Origin of the sequence: Isoptericola sp. NPDC056134, from assembly GCF_042264825.1 — a bacterium.
Taxonomy (GTDB): domain Bacteria; phylum Actinomycetota; class Actinomycetes; order Actinomycetales; family Cellulomonadaceae; genus Isoptericola; species Isoptericola nanjingensis.
In genome coordinates this window covers 44,921-61,081 of record NZ_JBHJVM010000020.1, presented here as the reverse complement: position 1 = coordinate 61,081, position 16,161 = coordinate 44,921, and the positions used below count along the sequence as shown (strand labels likewise).

At 72.9% G+C, this 16,161-nt stretch carries 11 protein-coding genes; 7 read left to right on the top strand and 4 right to left on the bottom strand.

The genetic code is table 11. The features are described from left to right. Positions 1-18: 18 nt before the first annotated feature. Entirely contained in the window at positions 19-1,314 is a 1,296-nt protein-coding gene (gene cysC / locus ACFCZN_RS17000; RefSeq protein ID WP_430557527.1) for an adenylyl-sulfate kinase, read from the bottom strand. After that, on the bottom strand, positions 1,311-2,297 hold the full coding sequence (locus tag ACFCZN_RS16995) for a sulfite exporter TauE/SafE family protein (protein ID WP_430557526.1): 987 nt from the start codon (positions 2,295-2,297) through the stop codon (positions 1,311-1,313). Before ACFCZN_RS16995 ends, cysC begins: the two co-directional genes overlap by 4 nt. A gap of 131 nt (positions 2,298-2,428) precedes the next feature. On the opposite strand from ACFCZN_RS16995, the gene ACFCZN_RS16990 reads away from it, so the two are divergent. The 7 genes from ACFCZN_RS16990 to ACFCZN_RS16960 all read left to right on the top strand — a co-directional run bounded on the left by ACFCZN_RS16990 (position 2,429) and on the right by ACFCZN_RS16960 (position 11,556). Beyond that, positions 2,429-3,304, top strand: a complete 876-nt coding sequence (locus ACFCZN_RS16990; RefSeq protein WP_430557525.1) for an inositol monophosphatase family protein — start codon at positions 2,429-2,431, stop codon at positions 3,302-3,304. Then, positions 3,301-4,203 carry a sulfate adenylyltransferase subunit CysD gene (gene cysD / locus ACFCZN_RS16985; RefSeq protein WP_430557524.1) on the top strand — a complete coding sequence of 301 codons (903 nt, stop codon included), beginning with the start codon at positions 3,301-3,303 and terminating at the stop codon, positions 4,201-4,203. Before ACFCZN_RS16990 ends, cysD begins: the two co-directional genes overlap by 4 nt. 3 nt (positions 4,204-4,206) lie before the next feature. Further along, entirely contained in the window at positions 4,207-5,520 is a 1,314-nt protein-coding gene (gene cysN / locus ACFCZN_RS16980; protein WP_429764628.1) for a sulfate adenylyltransferase subunit CysN, read from the top strand. A gap of 16 nt (positions 5,521-5,536) precedes the next feature. Next, complete coding sequence (locus ACFCZN_RS16975; protein ID WP_430557523.1) at positions 5,537-6,565, top strand: sulfotransferase family 2 domain-containing protein; 1,029 nt, start codon at positions 5,537-5,539, stop codon at positions 6,563-6,565. Between the two features lie 269 nt (positions 6,566-6,834). Next, positions 6,835-8,889: a CDP-glycerol glycerophosphotransferase family protein gene (locus tag ACFCZN_RS16970; protein ID WP_430557522.1), complete on the top strand. Its 2,055-nt coding sequence runs from the start codon at positions 6,835-6,837 to the stop codon at positions 8,887-8,889. A gap of 53 nt (positions 8,890-8,942) precedes the next feature. Next, positions 8,943-11,147, top strand: a complete 2,205-nt coding sequence (locus ACFCZN_RS16965) for a CDP-glycerol glycerophosphotransferase family protein (protein ID WP_430557521.1) — start codon at positions 8,943-8,945, stop codon at positions 11,145-11,147. A gap of 52 nt (positions 11,148-11,199) precedes the next feature. After that, entirely contained in the window at positions 11,200-11,556 is a 357-nt protein-coding gene (locus tag ACFCZN_RS16960; RefSeq protein ID WP_429764632.1) for a hypothetical protein, read from the top strand. A gap of 1 nt (position 11,557) precedes the next feature. Here ACFCZN_RS16960 and ACFCZN_RS16955 read toward each other — a convergent pair whose 3' ends face one another. Together ACFCZN_RS16955 and ACFCZN_RS16950 are read right to left on the bottom strand one after the other, a co-directional pair. Then, positions 11,558-14,032, bottom strand: a complete 2,475-nt coding sequence (locus ACFCZN_RS16955) for a glycosyltransferase family 2 protein (protein WP_430557520.1) — start codon at positions 14,030-14,032, stop codon at positions 11,558-11,560. Further along, positions 14,029-16,143, bottom strand: a complete 2,115-nt coding sequence (locus tag ACFCZN_RS16950; protein WP_430557519.1) for an acyltransferase family protein — start codon at positions 16,141-16,143, stop codon at positions 14,029-14,031. Before ACFCZN_RS16950 ends, ACFCZN_RS16955 begins: the two co-directional genes overlap by 4 nt. Positions 16,144-16,161: the final 18 nt, after the last annotated feature.

Here is a 16,161-nt window from a genome sequence, read left to right as displayed (position 1 = left end):
ACGCCACGACGCCCGGGCTCAGCGGAGCGGGCCGGAGGGCTCGCCGCCCGCGGCGTCGAGCGCCGCGCGGACGCGCGCCACGGCGTCCTCGACGGTCACGCGGGAGGTGTCGACGACCAGGTCGGCGTCGGTCGGCGCCTCGTACGGCGAGGAGATCCCGGTGAACTCGGGGATCTCGCCGCGCCGGGCCTTGGCGTACAGGCCCTTGCGGTCGCGGGCCTCGCACACCTCCAGCGGCGTGCTGACGTGCACGAGCAGGAAGGTGCCCGCGGCCTCGGCGAGCTCGCGCACCCGCGCGCGGCCCGACGCGAACGGCGCGATCGGCGCCGCCACCGCGACGCCGCCGTGCGAGGACACGAGCGACGCGACGTAGCCGATGCGCTCCACGTTGAGCTCGCGGGAGGCCTTGTCGAAGCCGAGGCCCTTGGACAGGTGGTGGCGTACCTCGTCGCCGTCGAGCAGGGTGGTGTGCTGGCCCTCGTCGTCGAGCTCGGCGGCCAGCGCCCGGGCCACGGTCGACTTCCCGGAGCCGGACAGGCCCGTGAAGAAGACCACGGCGCCTCGCGGCCGGGCCGTGCCGGCGGCCCGCACGACCTCGGCGGCCGCCACCTCCGGGTAGAGCGCGGCGACGGCGCCGGACCACACGGTGCCGAGCCCCTCGACGGCGCCGCGGTCCTCGGGGGAGCGGTGCGCGACGAGCGTCTCGGTCCGCGCGGCGCCGTAGCGCGCGCCGACGTCCGTCCAGCGCAGCCCGTCCGGGGCGTCGGCCGGCCACGGCACGACGACGACGCTCGCGCGGCGGGCGCGGTCCTCGAGCCGGTCGGCGAGGTCGTGGGCGATGCGCACGAGCCCCGGGGCCCCCACGTGCCCTGCGGCGGGGGACCGGCGCGCGGCGGGGACGAGCAGCAGCACCGAGCCCGCGTCGCCGACGAGCCCGGGCAGGGCGTCCACCTCCGAGCGCGTGGGCGGTTCGGCCACGACCAGGGCGAGGGCCTCGACGCCTGCCTGCGCGCCGTCGCGCACCTCGCGGGCGGTGCGACGCACCGCGGGGTCCCAGTGCGGCCCGGCGGCACGGGCGAACGGGCGCACGGCGCGCGGGGCCTCGTCGCCGTGGACGCCGGCGACGGCGAGCGGTGTGTTCTCGGCGTCCGTGAGGGTCACGGGGCCGGCGGGCAGCCCGGCGGGCGGGACCCAGGGGCCGCCGGCGAGGGCGAGCTCGAGGAGGTCCAGCTCGTCGGGGGACAGGACGTGGGTCGCGGCGGGCAGGTCGGAGGGCAGGTCCGAGGGCACCGTGCCGGGCGTGGGCTCCGTCATGATCGCGTCGTCGTGTCCTTCTGGTCGGGGTCCGGTTCGGGTACGGGGTCGGGGTCGGGTGCGGGGACGGTGCCGAGCACGGCCGGCCGGGGCGGGAGCCGCTTGATGCGCTCCCGGACCACGATCCACAGCAGGTTGCCGACGACGAGCGCGCCGACGGCGGCGGCGACCACCACGCCGAGGGAGGCGCCCAGCAGCTTGAGGCCGGAGGCCAGCAGGAGGATCGCCAGGGCGCGGCGGATGATGCCGCCGGGGGCGCGGCTCGAGACGTGGGCGCCGAACCACGCACCGGGGATGGCTCCGACGAGCAGGGACGTCGTCAGGCCCAGCTCGAAGTCCCCGTAGAGGATGTGCCCCAGCGACGCGGCCGCGACCAGCGGGACCGCCTGCACCAGGTCGGTCCCGACGAGCTGGGAGGCCTTGAGGGCCGGGTAGAGCAGGAGCAGCACCACGATGATGATCGAGCCGGCGCCGACGGAGGTGAGGCCGACCATGAGCCCGGCCACGGCGCCGAGGATCAGCGTGGGCACCTTGCGGACGACGACGTCGGGGCTGCTGGGCGCGGCGGGCCCCTCGCCGAGGGCGGTGCGGCGCTGCAGCATGCCGAGCACCGCGCGCACGACCAGCCCGGCCGACGCGATGAGCAGGGCGACGCCGAGGATCTGCTTGAGCGCCTCGTCGAACCCGTCGTCGAACGGGAGGTAACGGATGAGGAGCGCGCCGGAGAACGCCGCCGGCACGGAGCCGATGCACAGCCACAGCACGAGCTGCAGGTTCACGGTGCGGCGGCGCAGGTGAACGATCGCGCCCGCGGGCTTCATGAACAGGCTGGCCACGACGTCGGAGGAGACCGCGGTGAGCGGGTCGACGCGGAACACGAAGATGAGCATCGGCGTCATCAGGGCGCCGCCGCCCATCCCCGTCAGGCCGACGACGAAGCCCACGACGAGTCCGCCGACGATCAGCGGGAGGTCGAGGCTCAAAAGCGCACCATTCCTATCGGAAAAACAGAATTCAACAATGTGAACTCTCAGGGAATCGTCCAATTCGGAATGGTAGCGTCGGCCGCGGCCCGCCCGGGGCCTCCGTCCAGAGCTGCAAGCCGAGGAGTCGTATGTCCGCGTCCGCCCCGTCCTTCCCGGACCCGGGCCTGCCCGACGGCGAGCTCGCCGTCGTGCTCGCGCAGAGGGCCGGCGAGGTGCTCCGTGGCCTGCGGGCGGAGGTCGACGCCGCCGGCGGGTCGTTCGTGGCGGGGGAGCTCAAGGACGCGGGTGACGCGGCCAGCCAGGCGTGGCTCGCCGCCGCGCTCGCGCACGCCCGCCCGGGCGACGCCGTCCTCTCCGAGGAGGCCGCCGACTCCGCCGCCCGCCTGACGGCGGACCGCGTGTGGATCGTCGACCCGCTCGACGGCACCCGCGAGTTCGCCGAGCGCGCCGGCGACGGCGCGGGCTGGCGCGACGACTTCGCGGTGCACGTGGCCCTCTGGGACCGCGGCGTCGCCCGCTCCGACGGGCTCGCCGCCGGGGCGGTCGGTCTGCCGGCCCGCGGCGCCGTCCTCAGCACCGCCACGACCGACGCCGGGCCGAGCCCGGCCGACGACACCGACGCGGTCCTCGCCGGCCGCCGGCCGCTGCGCCTCGCCGCGAGCCGCAGCCGTCCACCGCAGTTCGTGCAGGACCTCGCCGCCCGCGACGACGTCGAGCTCGTGCCCATGGGGTCGGCCGGCGTCAAGGTCGTGTCCGTCGTGGACGGCACCGTCGACGCGTACGTGCACGCCGGCGGCCAGTACGAGTGGGACTCGGCGGCGCCCGTCGCGGTCGCGCTCGCCGCGGGCCTCGTGTGCACCCGACTGGACGGCACCCCCCTCGAGTACAACCGCCAGGACCCCTGGCTCCCCGATCTCTTCGTCAGCCACCCGGCCGTGGCGGCGCACCTGCGTGCGGCGCTGACGGAGGTCGGAGTCGACATCAAGGAAGGTGCCCAGCCGTGACGTCCCACGTCCTGAGCCAGCTCCGCAGCCTCGAAGCGGAGAGCATCCACATCTTTCGCGAGGTGGTCGCGGAGATGCAGCGCCCCTGTCTGCTCTTCTCGGGCGGCAAGGACTCGATCGTCATGCTCCACCTGGCCGCCAAGGCGTTCGCCCCGGCGCGGATCCCGTTCCCGATCATGCACGTGGACACCGGCCTGAACTTCCCGTCCGTGCTCGCCACGCGCGACCGCTGGGTCGAGCGGCTCGGCATCCAACTCGTCGTCGCCTCCGTGCCGGAGGCCATCGAGCGCGGGCTGGTGCAGGAGGAGCCCAACGGCTCCCGCAACCGCATCCAGACCCCGGTGCTGCTCGAGGCGGCGGAGAAGAACGGCTTCGACGCGCTGTTCGGCGGCGGGCGCCGCGACGAGGAGAAGGCGCGCGCCAAGGAGCGCGTGTTCTCCTTCCGCGACGACTTCGGCCAGTGGGACCCCAAGAACCAGCGGCCCGAGATCTGGGACCTGTACAACGGCCGCGTCCACCAGGGCGAGTCGATCCGCGTGTTCCCGCTGTCCAACTGGACCGAGCTGGACATCTGGGCCTACATCGAGGCCGAGGACATCGATCTGCCCGACCTGTACTTCGCGGCCGAGCGCGAGGTCGTGGAACGGGGCGGCATGCTGTTCGCGGTCAACGAGTTCACGCCGCTCAAGGACGGCGAGACCGCCGAGGTGCGGTCCGTCCGCTACCGCACGGTGGGGGACGCGAACCTCACCGCCGCCGTCGCGTCGACGGCGGCGACCCGTGCCGAGATCGTCGAGGAGGTCGCCGCCGTGCGCCTCACCGAGCGTGGCGCCACCCGTGGCGACGACAAGGTGAGCGAGGCCGCGATGGAGGACCGCAAGCGAGAGGGCTACTTCTAAGCCATGACCACCGAGACCTTGACCGAGACCGCCTCCCAGGCGATCGACACGTCGGCCGACCTGCTGCGCTTCGCGACCGCGGGCTCCGTGGACGACGGCAAGAGCACCCTCATCGGGCGCCTGCTGTTCGACTCCAAGACGATCTTCGAGGACCAGCTCGAGTCGGTGGAGCAGGTGAGCAAGGACCGCGGCAACGACTACACCGACCTGGCGCTGCTCACCGACGGCCTGCGGGCCGAGCGCGAGCAGGGCATCACGATCGACGTGGCGTACCGCTACTTCGCGACGCCGAAGCGCAAGTTCATCATCGCGGACACCCCGGGCCACATCCAGTACACGCGGAACATGGTCACGGGCGCGTCGACCGCCGACGTCGCGATCATCCTCGTGGACGCGCGCAAGGGCGTCATCGAGCAGAGCCGCCGGCACACGTTCCTCGCCACCCTGCTGGGTGTCCCGCACATCGTGGTGTGCGTGAACAAGATGGACCTCGTCGACTACTCCGAGGAGGTCTTCGAGGGCATCCGGCGCGACTTCACGGACTTCGCCTCGCGCCTGCGGGTGCCGGACCTCACGTTCATCCCGATCTCGGCGCTCGTCGGCGACAACGTGGTGAACCGCAGCGAGAACACCCCCTGGTTCGACGGGCGCCCGCTGCTCAGCCACCTCGAGTCCCTGCACGTGGCGAGCGACCGCAACCTGCAGGACGTGCGGTTCCCCGTGCAGTACGTGATCCGGCCCCAGTCGCACGACGCGCGCGACTACCGCGGGTACGCGGGCACCGTGGCCGGCGGGGTGCTCAAGAAGGGCGACAAGGTCCGGGTCCTGCCGTCCGGGCTCGAGACCACGATCGAGGGGATCGACACCGCCGACGGCCCGGTCGACGAGGCCTTCCCGCCCATGTCCGTCACGGTGCGCCTCGCGGACGATATCGACATCTCGCGCGGTGACATGATCTGCCGCCCGAACAACTCGCCCGCCGCGCTGCAGGACATCGACGCCCAGATCTGCTGGATGGACGAGACGGCGCCGCTGGTGCAGGGCAAGAAGTACGCGATCAAGCACACCACCCGGTGGGCGCGCGCCATGGTGAAGGACGTCAAGTACCGCGTCGACGTCAACACGCTGCACCGCGACGAGGACGCGACCGAGATCCGGCTCAACGAGATCGGCCGCATCCAGCTGCGGGTCACGCAGCCGCTGTTCGTCGACCCCTACCGCCAGAACCGGCGGACGGGCGCGTTCATCCTGGTCGACGAGGCCACCAACAAGACCGTGGCGGCGGGGATGGTCGGGACCCTTCCGCACACCGCCTGAGGACGAGGTGATCGACATGGCCGTGACCGGGACCGCCCCGCTGACGGCGGAGCACGCGACCGCTCCCAACACCTGGGTGCTGCCGGAGCACAAGGTCCTGTTCACGCACCTGGCGAAGAACGCGTGCACGAGCCTGAAGTGGCTCGTCGCGGAGCTCAGCGGGCAGGACCCGGAGCAGTTCACCAGCGTGCTGAGCTGCGAGGCGACCCCGCGCATGATGATCCACCACCGGCGGCTCTGGCACGACGTGCGCTCGCTCAAGCAGCTCGAGCCGGCCGAGCGGGCGGAGATCTCCCCGGCGAACGGCTGGTTCGTCTTCGCGGTCGTGCGCGACCCGCGCCTGCGGGCGTTCTCGGCGTGGCAGTCCAAGTTCCTCGTGGGCGACCCCGTCTACACGGGTCGGAAGTTCGCCGGGGCCGAGTGGCTGCCGGGCGCGCCGGGCTCCGTCGAGGACGTGGTCCGCGACTTCGCGCGGTTCGTCGAGGTGCTGCGCGACCCCCGCGGCCCGGTCCGCGACACGCACTTCGCGCCCCAGACGACGCGGCTGCACGAGGACACGATCCCGTACTCGCGCATCTACGACATCAGCGAGATCTCCACGCTGCTGGGCGACCTGAGCGCCCACCTCGACGACGTCGGGCGCCCGCACGAGGTGTCCCTCGGCAGGGAGAACGACACCCCGCTCCGGGCGGCGTCCGAGGTGTTCGGGGGCGGCGTGCGCGAGGCGCTCGAGGAGATCTACGGCGCCGACCTCGCCCGGTTCGGCGACCGGTGGGACTTCGACCCCGTGATGCAGCAGCCCGCGCAGTGGTCGGCGTCGGACTTCCGCGACATCGCCGCCCGACGAAGCCTCGGCGAGCGGATCACCACGCTGTACGGCATCGCCAAGGACGAGCGCGCAGCGATCAAGGACCTGAAGCAGGAGAAGGCCGGGCTGGTCCGCGCCAACAGGGACCTGGAGCAGAACCTCGCGCAGGCGACGAGGACGCCGCTGAGGCGCGCCGCCTCCAAGGCGAGGCGGATGATGACGCGCTCCGGCGACTAGCCGTGCGGGGCGCTCGACGGGGCCCGTGGACGACCTAGAATGTCGTGGCCGCCGCGGTGTGTCCGCGGGTATTCGTGGGGAGTTTCGATGGTTCGACTGGAGCGCAGGTGCGACGCACCGTCGTCCCCCCGCACGTGCAGGCCTGCGCTCGTCGTCCCCGCGGCGCGACGGCGGTGAGGCGAGGAGGGCTGCTCCGCCGATGGGCCCGTCGAACGGCACGTGCGCTGCGCCCGGCGGGGGTGGTCGGGCCGGACAAGACGTCTCTCGAGGTGGGCATCCGCGACGGTGAGGTCGTCGTCGAGGGGACCTCGGCGCGCCCCGGCTGGACGGTCGGCGAGGTGTCCGCGGTCCTTCGCGACAGCGGGGCCGAGGTCCGGGTGCCTGCGAGCGGGCGCGAGACGTTCTCGGCGCGGCTGTCGCTGGACGAGCTGCGTCGGCGCTCCGTGCCCGGGGACGACGTCGCCGACCTGTGGATGCACCTGGTGCCGGCCCAGGGTGGCGCGGCCCCGGACCGGGGCGCCGCCCAGGCACCCGCGCCCGTCCGCCTCGGCAACTTCCGGTCGACGACGCGGGTCGACCTCGCGCGGTCGTCCGGGGCCGCCGCGGCCGACGACCGCCTCGCCGTGACGCAGAACGGCAACCTCAGCGTGCTCCTGGGGGGCGCCCCCGCACGCAAGTTCCTGATCGACGTGGACGAGCTGCGCCTGGGCGCCGACGGCGTGGCGCTGCGGCTGCGGGTCCGCGGGCCCGACCGAGGCGCACGCAGGGCCCGTCTCGTGGCGGTCTCCCGCGAGACCGGGCGGCGATACGACGTCGACGTGCCCCTCGCGGCGATGCCCGACGAGTCCCGTCGGGACCGAGGGCGGTTCGTCCACCGCGGGTCCGTCGCCCTGCCGGTGTCCGCGCTCGTGGCGCGCCTCGACCCGCGGGACGAGACGCTGGACCTCAGCATCGAGGTCGAGGACCAGGAGGGCCGGGTCCAGACCCGCCGCGTCGGCACGAGGGCGCACCAGGTCGTGCTGCGGCCCGGCCGGGCCGTCGTCGGGGGCGTCGTCACGCAGCTGCTTCCCTACGAGACCTTCCGCGGCGCCAACGTGTCGGTGCGCGTCGAGCGGATGTCGCCGGAGGTCTTCGCCTCCCTGCGGCGGTGGACCCGTCTCGCCTGGCTCCTTCCGCTGGTCCGGCCGTTCCTCGGGATCTGGCTCGTCGGGGAGCTGCCGTACAAGGCGCAGGACAACGGCTACCACCTGTTCCGGTGGCTCCGCGAGCACGAGCCGCGGCGACGCGCCTACTACGTCGTCGCCGAGGACGCACCCGACCGCGCCAGGCTCGACGGCCTCGGCAACGTCGTCATCCACGGCTCTCGCGAGCACGTCCGGGTGGCGTTCCTGGCGTCGCGGCTCGCCGGGACGCACCACGCCGAGTACCTCCTGCCGTCGCGGCACCCGGCCGTCGTCGCCCGGGTGCGGGCCGTGCGGGTCTTCCTGCGCCACGGGATCTCCGGCACCAAGAACATGACGGCCAACTACGGGCGCTTCGCCCCGGGCTTCGCCACGGATCGCTTCCATGTCAGCTCGGACCGCGAGTACCGGGTCGCCGTCGACGCGTTCGGGTACCGGCCCGCGCAGGTGCGGGTGACGGGGCTGCCGCGGTTCGACCAGCTGCTCGCCCCCCTGGACCGGGACCCGGGGGGCCTGCTCGTCATCCCGACCTGGCGCGAGTGGCTGGGGAACCGCGACCGGTTCCTGGACAGCGAGTACCGCGCGCGGTGGCAGGAGTTCCTCGGCCACCCGCGCCTGGCGCAGGCGATGCGCGACGGCCTCCGCGTGACGTTCATCCTCCACCCGAACATGCGGCACTACGTCGACCTGTTCGACGTGGACGGCGTCCGCGTGCTGCAGCAGGGGGCGGTCGACGTGCAGACGCTCCTGCGGGAGCACGCCTGCCTCGTCACCGACTACTCGTCCGTGGCCTTCGACTTCGCGCTGCAGCGGAGACCGGTCCTCTACTTCCAGTTCGACCAGGAGCGGTTCTTCGGGGACCAGGGGTCGTTCCTCGACCTGGACGCGGACCTCCCGGGGATGATCGTCACCGACGTCGACCGGCTGGTCGAGGAGGTCGAGGCGACGGCTGCCGCCGGCTTCGCGATGTCGGAGGAGCACTGGGCCCGCGCGCAGCGGTCGGTCCGCTACCACGACCGCCACAACTGCGAGCGGGTGGCTCGCTCGGTCCGCACGGCCGGTGGCGTCCGTGTCCTGTGGTGGCGATGGGTGGACCGGCGGAGGGGCGTCCGGCAGACTTCGGGAGGCGGTGGGGCGTCGTGACCCATGGAGGAAGGGAGCCGGAGCGGCCCGTGGACGACGTGCAGGTGAGCGACGTGGATGCGCCGAGACCGACGATGGCGCTCGTCTTCATCGTCAGTGAGAGCCGGGCGGGGATCCTCGCGCCTGCTCTGGCCGCGCTTCGCAAGATGCCCCGGTTCCGCCGCGCCCCGATCGCGGTCGTGCACGACCCCGGCACGGACGTCAGCGAGGCGGCCTTTCGCCACGAGGCCGCCGCCGTGGAGTCGGCGTCGAACCTGAGCCGGGACCACAACGACGCGGCGTGCGACTGGTTGGTGTCCTCGGGTGCCGTCTACGGCACCGTCGCGACCCTCCCGCGACCCGACAAGCTCGACGAGTGGTCCCGGCATCTGTGGCAGGAGGTCAAGCGGCTGGAGGAGCTGTCCCTCACCAGCCCGATGCCCCTCCTGCTCTGGACGGACCGGGGGACGAAGCTGAGCGTGGCCCGCTACGTCCAGCGGATGCTCGCGGAGCATGAGGTGACGCGGGGATCGCAGCTCGCCGACTTCCTGGGGCGCCTCGCGCTGTCCGCGGCGACACCGTGGCTCGAGGCGCTGGACCCCGCCGACGGAGACGTCGAGATCACGGGGTTCCTCTCCGTGGCGTTCGGCTCGGAGATGCCCGAGCCGCCCTGGCGGTACCGCCTCGCCCTGACCGGCCCGTCGGGCGACGTCGCCCGGTCGGGGCCGGTCGGGCTGACCCCGCGGGTCGGCAACCGCGGCGACGCGCAGTGGGCGGGCCTGCGGACCCGGCTCCCGCTCGTCGGCACGGGGAGCGGCCACCGACACTTCGCCATCGAGCTCGACACCGTGGTGCCGGAGCTCCGGCTGCGTCGCAACCTCCGGCCCCGCGGCGGCGCGCTGATCAGCGCGCGGACGGTCGGGATGCGCGCAGCTGCGGCCGAGGCCTCCGGGCGTGCAGGGGCGACCACCGTCAGGTATCTGCTGCACACCATCGGCGATGGAGCCGCAGCATTCCTCACCACGCAGGAGGGATCGGGGCTCGCGGCGCGCCTGCGGTGGGCCGGCATGCTGCTCAAGAAGGACGCCGGGTTCATCGCCCGGGGGTCCGCCGGCCGGCGGATGCGGTGGCTCCGCTTCCTCCGGCTCGTGACCCGGCCGTTCTTCGCGGGGCGCGAGATCTGGCTGGTCGGGGAGCGGAAGGACACCGCGCAGGACAACGGCGTGCACCTGTTCCGGCACCTCCGTAAGTCGGGCCTCCGGCGCCGGGCCTACTACGTCATCGACCGGTCGAGCCCCCAGTACGACCGCGTGGCCCCGTACGGGCACGTCGTCGCCCACTCGTCGTGGAAGCACCAGCTGCTCCTGCTGCACGCCACCGTGCTGGCCAATGCCTACATGATCGGCTACCTGGTGCCGGACGGGTGGGACGTGAAGGACTACACGCGCCACATCGTCTGGCGGGTCGGGGCCCTGCGCGTGTATCTCAAGCACGGCGTCCACCTCAGCCCGAACGCGGTGAAGCGCGGCACGACGGGCTACGACGTCTGCCTGACGGTCATGCCGCGGGAGACCGAGGCGTTGCGCGCCGCGTCGGGGTACGACCGCCAGCTCGTCGAGGCGGGGATGCCGCGGTACGACGCGCTGACGCCGACCGCGCCCAGCCGGACCGTCCTCTTCATGCCGACCTGGCGGAACTACCTCGCGATGACGTCGCTCCATGCGTCGCAGGAGGGCGACGTCCCCTACGAGGGGTCGACCTACCAGCGGTTCATGTCGGGCCTCCTGGAGAGTCGGCGACTGCACGACATGCTGGAACGGTACGACTACCGGCTGACGTTCGTGCCCCACTACAACATGGCGTCCAGGTTCGTGGGTGCCCCCGTGGCGGGAGAGCGCATCGAGATCGCCGACACGGACGCCGTGTCGTTCCAGGACCTGATTCGGGGGTGCGACGCCTTCGTCACGGACTACTCGTCGGTGCACTTCGACGTGGCGTACCTGGGAACGCCGATCGTGTACGCGCGCTTCGACGAGGAGGAGTTCGAGAGCAAGCACTCGTCGCCCACGTGGTTCGACTACGACCGGGACGGTTTCGGCCCGGTCGTGCGGACCCTCGACGACACGCTCGACGCCGTCGAGAGCCTGCTCGAGCGGGACTGCCGGCCCGATCCCGTCTACACGGCACGCATCGACGCGGCGTTCCCGCGGCGGGACCGGCAGAATTGTGCACGGACCGTCGCGGCGATCGAGGAACGGATCCCCGAGCGGCCGCTGTGACCATGGCGGTCTGCGCCCCATCATCCCTGTCGACCGAGTTCGAGGAGCAATCGTGCCCCAGCTCTCGAGGACCAACGTCCTCACGTCTCTGACCGCGCTGGCCGGCGTGGTCGCCGCCGTCGGCTTCGCGGCCTCCAGCACCGAGCTGGGCGGGGCCGCGCTCGGCGTGGCCGCCGTCCTCGGGGCTGGCCTGGTCCACAGCGTCGGCCGCACCCTGGCCGCGCGGATCGACGAGGGCACCGCACGGCTGGCGGCCAAGGCCGACCTCGTCCTGGCGGGTCAGAAGAAGAGCGACCGGGCCGCCGCCGCGCACGCGGAGCACGCCGACGCGATGGCGCGGCGCGTCGTCGCCGACGTCGGCGCCGTCCGGCTGGAGGCCACCGAGCGCGAGGCCGGCGCCGCCCGCTGACCTACGGCGATCCGGTCGGGCTCGACGACGGGGCCGCCAGGCCCAGTGCGTCGACGACGCGTCGCCCGGAGTCCGCGAACCGCTCGTCCGCCCACCGCCATCCACGGCGCGACCGCTCGCGGAAGGCGGCCTCGTCGGCCCGCAGCCGTCCGACGAGGCCGGGGACCTCGTCGGGTGCGCACGTCAGCACGGCGTCGCCGAAGTGCGGGGCGAGCTCTGGCGAGACGACCGGCACACAGCCCTCGGCGAGCGCCTCCTCCACCGTGCGCAGCGCCTCGGCCGTCACCGCTCGGGGGAAGGCGACGACGACGTCGACCTGGTGCAGCAGCTGCCGTGCGGTGACCTCGCCCGTCTCGTAGACGAGCCACTCGGCCGGGACGGCGGGGAGGCCCCCGGCGAGGACGCGGCGGCTCCCGAGAAGGCGGACGTCGACCGTGCCGTCGACCGGGAAGACCTCTCGCAGACGGGCGGCGCCGTCGGGCAGCGCGGACGGCTCGCCGCCGAAGATCCAGCCGACGACCGGCCGGTCGTTCCTGAACCGGCGCGGCAGCGTCCCGGGCCACCGCGGCACGTCGAGGACCCGCGGGTACGCATGCGCGGGATCGTCGGGGGCGATCCACTCCGGGGCGACGCCGAAGAGCGTCTCGACGTTCCGCTCGCAGTCCTCGGCGACCCAGCGGACGCCGGGACCGCCGGCCGCACGCGACCCCGCGTCCGCGACGACCACCACGCGGTCCGTGCTCAGGGCCACCGGGCGCGACGTGGGGAACTCGAGGACGTCGGGCTGCCGGACGACGATCGTCGGCACGTGGTCCTGCTCCTCGAGGGACACGAACGTGAGCGTCCGGTCGGCGAGGGCGCGGCGCGCGGCGAGGGACAGCGGCGCTCGACGGGGCGCCTCGCTGAACGCGCTGCGCACGTGGACGAGACCTACGCGCAGGCCGGTGCGCGCGAGGGCCGCCATCTCGGCGAGCGCGGTGCGCTGGGTGGCGCCGTCCATCGTCCAGTCGGCGACGAAGGCGACGTCGACCCCCTGCTCCGGGAGCCCGACGTCCCGCAGGAACGGGCGCGGCGCCGTCAGCGGGCGCTGCGTGACGTCCGCGGGGATCCGCGGGCTCGCCCCGGCCTCGATCTGCCGGTGCCAGTGGATCGTCGCAGCCCGGTACTCGACGCGCGTGGGATGCATCCAGCCGGGCCGGACGTCGTTGCGGGAGAGCGAGTCCACCTGGAGCCGCACGAAGGCCAAGGGCTCCTGCAGCTGCAGGCGGCGGCCGGGGAACACCGCCTCCAGCCGCAGGTCGAACTCCGTGTCGGCGCTCTTGCGCACCCAGTCGAAGCGGCCGACCGTGTCGAGGACGGAGCGCCGGAACAGGTGCGACGAGGCGTTGGCGTGGACCGGGTCGTTCCCCAGGCGCTGGAAGACGAGGTCGTCGTCGCACCGCAGGGAGCGGCTGAGCGTCCTCAGGAGGGACGGGTCCTCGAGGAGCGGGCGGACCTGTCGCTCGAGCCGCTCGGGATGCGACCAGTCGTCGGTGTCCTGGAACGTGACGAACTCTCCGCGGGCCTCCTCCAGCGCGCGGTTGCGCGCAGCGTAGGTGCCCCGGTTGACCGGCTGACGCAGGACGCGCACCCGGGGGTCCAGGCCCTGGAGCTGCGCGAAGACGGCCTCGAACTCGTCGCCGGAGGCGTCGTCGACGACGAGCAGCTCCCAGTCCTGCCATGTCTGCTGCACGACGGAACGCACCGCGGTGATCGACTCCGGTCCGGGCCGGTAGGCCGGCATCACCACGGTGATCAGCGGGCCCGGCCCTGCCGTCCGGGTCGTTCCGGGTTGCAGGCGGTCGAAGGGGGTGGCGCCCTCCGGCGTCAGCCCGACCGGGTCGATCCCGAAGGCCCGGAGGTTGTCGTTGAGCTCGGCGAGCCACGACTCCGACGCGACGCCGTGCTCCTCGCCGTGGAGGTCGAGCCGGAAGAACGCCCGCGTCCCGGCGTCGAGAGACGACAGCAGGGCCGCGTCGCGACGCAGGGTGTCGTGCTCGCCGTGAGCCCACAGGAGCTGGGCGAGGGCGCGACGGTCGGGGACGGACCAGCGGCGGACGGGGAGGCGCCGTCGAGCGGCGGCGAAGAGGGCCAGCGCGTGCGGCACGTCGTCCTCGGTCGCCTGCTGGTGCCCGACCATCCGGGCGAGCGAGCAGAGCAGCTCACCGGTCCGTCCGGCCTCCGTGCCGAGGAGGTCGGACGAGGGGTCGAGAGCCGCCCCGACGACCGCGGCGTAGTCGGCGTGCGGGTCGATCATCCGCGCGACGATCTCCCGGGCGGTGGGCGCCTGCATGTCGAGCGCCAGGGAGGTGACGCGGCCACCTGAGGCCCCGAGGCCCTCGGCGTGCCGTGCCGCGGCGAGCACGACGTCGGGGTGCGTGACGAACGTCGTGGAACCCGCGCCCCCGGGTGCGCCGTGCTCGGTCCGCCGGCTCACGACGCGCGGGCCTCCTCGATCACGGGGGTCAGGCGTCGTTCGAGGATCGGGGTCGTGGACTTCACGTAGGTGCGGGAGAGGTGCGAACCCTGCCGGTAGGCGAGGATGTCACCGATCACCGGCGGGCAGACGTCGGTGCAGACCAGGTCGTTCATGTTGACGACGTCGACCGACGGCAGGAGGTCGGCGGTCGCCAGCATCGCCGGGGTGCCGCTCTTGTCGAGCCCGGCCTCCTTGGAGAAGGCGCAGCTGGACAGGGAGTCCATGTACTCGGCGACGCACTTGTAGACCTCGCCGTCGCCGGCCGGGAGATCGACCGGGTCGGGGTTGTCCGCGATCGCGATCACGTCGATCCCGGCGTCCTCGAGCGTCTTCCACGTGGACTCGAGGGCCTCGACCATCGCGTCCTGCGTCCGCTCGCCCGCGCTGTCGTAGGAGTAGCTCGTGGTCTGCGAGACCATGACGGCGTCGGGCTTCTCGTCGAGCACCATCTGCAGCAGGGCCTCGTTGTACTGCGTGCAGCTCACGTAGGGGTCGCCCTGCCCGTCGTTGATCTGCGCGCTCGAGAAGCCGCACGCGCTCTTGGTGGCGACGTCGAGCTTCCAGCCGTGGTCCTTCGCGATCGGGTCGAGCGCGTCGATCCACTGGAGGGCCTTGGAGTCGCCGAGGAGCATCAGGTGCGTCTTGCCCTCCCGGTAGCCGTAGGCGCAGGGCTTGGGGACGGCGACCTTCTGGTCCACCTGGCAGCCGCGGTCGTAGGCGTCGGGCTTGTCGGCGGCGGCGTCCTGGGGGAGCGGGGTGAAGCTCTCGACCGTGTCGGGGTTGGGGATCCCGGTGGCCTCGCCGTCCTTCATCTCGAGGCTCTGCGCGCCCTTGCCCTCGACGCTGGCGTTCGCCGGGGCGCTCGTGGGGGTGCCGCTCATGAGGAGGAGCCCGGCGATCACGGTGAGGGCGGTCAGGTTGAGCCCGACCGAAAGGGTCATCCGGGGCGACCAGCGCTCCTGGGCGATCCGCCGCACAGGGTTCTCGACGAGCTTGTACGACAGCCAGGCGGGGATGACGGCGAGCACCACGATGAGCAGCCCGCGCTTCTGGCCGAGCTCGCCCCACACCCAGGTGGCGGCGATGAGCAGCGGCCAGTGCCAGAGGTACAGCGAGTAGGACAGGCCGCCGAGCCACACCATGAGCTTGTTGCCGAGGAACCCGGGGGCCGAGCTGCTCGCCCCGGCGATGATCACTGCCGCGGTGCCGAGGACCGGGACGAGCGCGAGGGAGCCGGGCCAGACGGCCGTCTCGTCGAGGAGCAGCGCGCCGGCGACGATGGCCGCGATGCCGCCCCAGCCGAGGATCAGAGCGACGGCTCGCGGCACGCGGGGCCAGATCGCGACTCCGACGGCCACGAGGCCGCCGATCCCGAGCTCCCAGAGCCGGGTCGTGGTCACGAAGAACGCGTTGGCCGGGCTCGAGGTGGACATCATGACGGACCAGAGGAACGACGGGACCACGATCAGGCACAGGCCGGCGGCCATCACGATCCGCGCGGGCCAGTGGAACCGCCGCGCCAGGAAAGCCACGACGACGAGCAGGAGCGGCCAGACGATGTAGAACTGCTCCTCGACGGACAGCGACCAGAAGTGCTGCACCGGCGAGACGCTGACGCCCTCCGCCAGGTAGTCGACGGCGCGACCTGCGAGACGCCAGTTCTCCACGTAGGCGGCGGCCGCGACGATGTCGCCGCCGAAGACCCGGCGGTCGACGATGCTGCCCACGAAGAACACCAGGGCGGCGGTGACGGCCAGGACGAGCGCCGCGGCGGGCAGGAGCCGTCGTGCTCGGCGGGCGTAGAAGCGGATCATGGACACCCGGCCGCTCCGCTCCAGCTCGCGCACGAGCTGGCCCGTGATGAGGAATCCGGAGATGACGAAGAAGACGTCCACGCCGATGAAGCCGCCGGGGATGAAGACGATCCCGGCGTGATAGAGCAGCACGCTCCCGATCGCGATCGCGCGGAGTCCCTCCACGTCGGGGCGGAAGCGCGTGGCGCGCGGAGCAGCGCCGGAGGTCTCGGCGGAGGCCGAGACGTCCGGGACGGCGCGCGAGTCGACGGTCATTCGAAGGCTTTCGTGCAG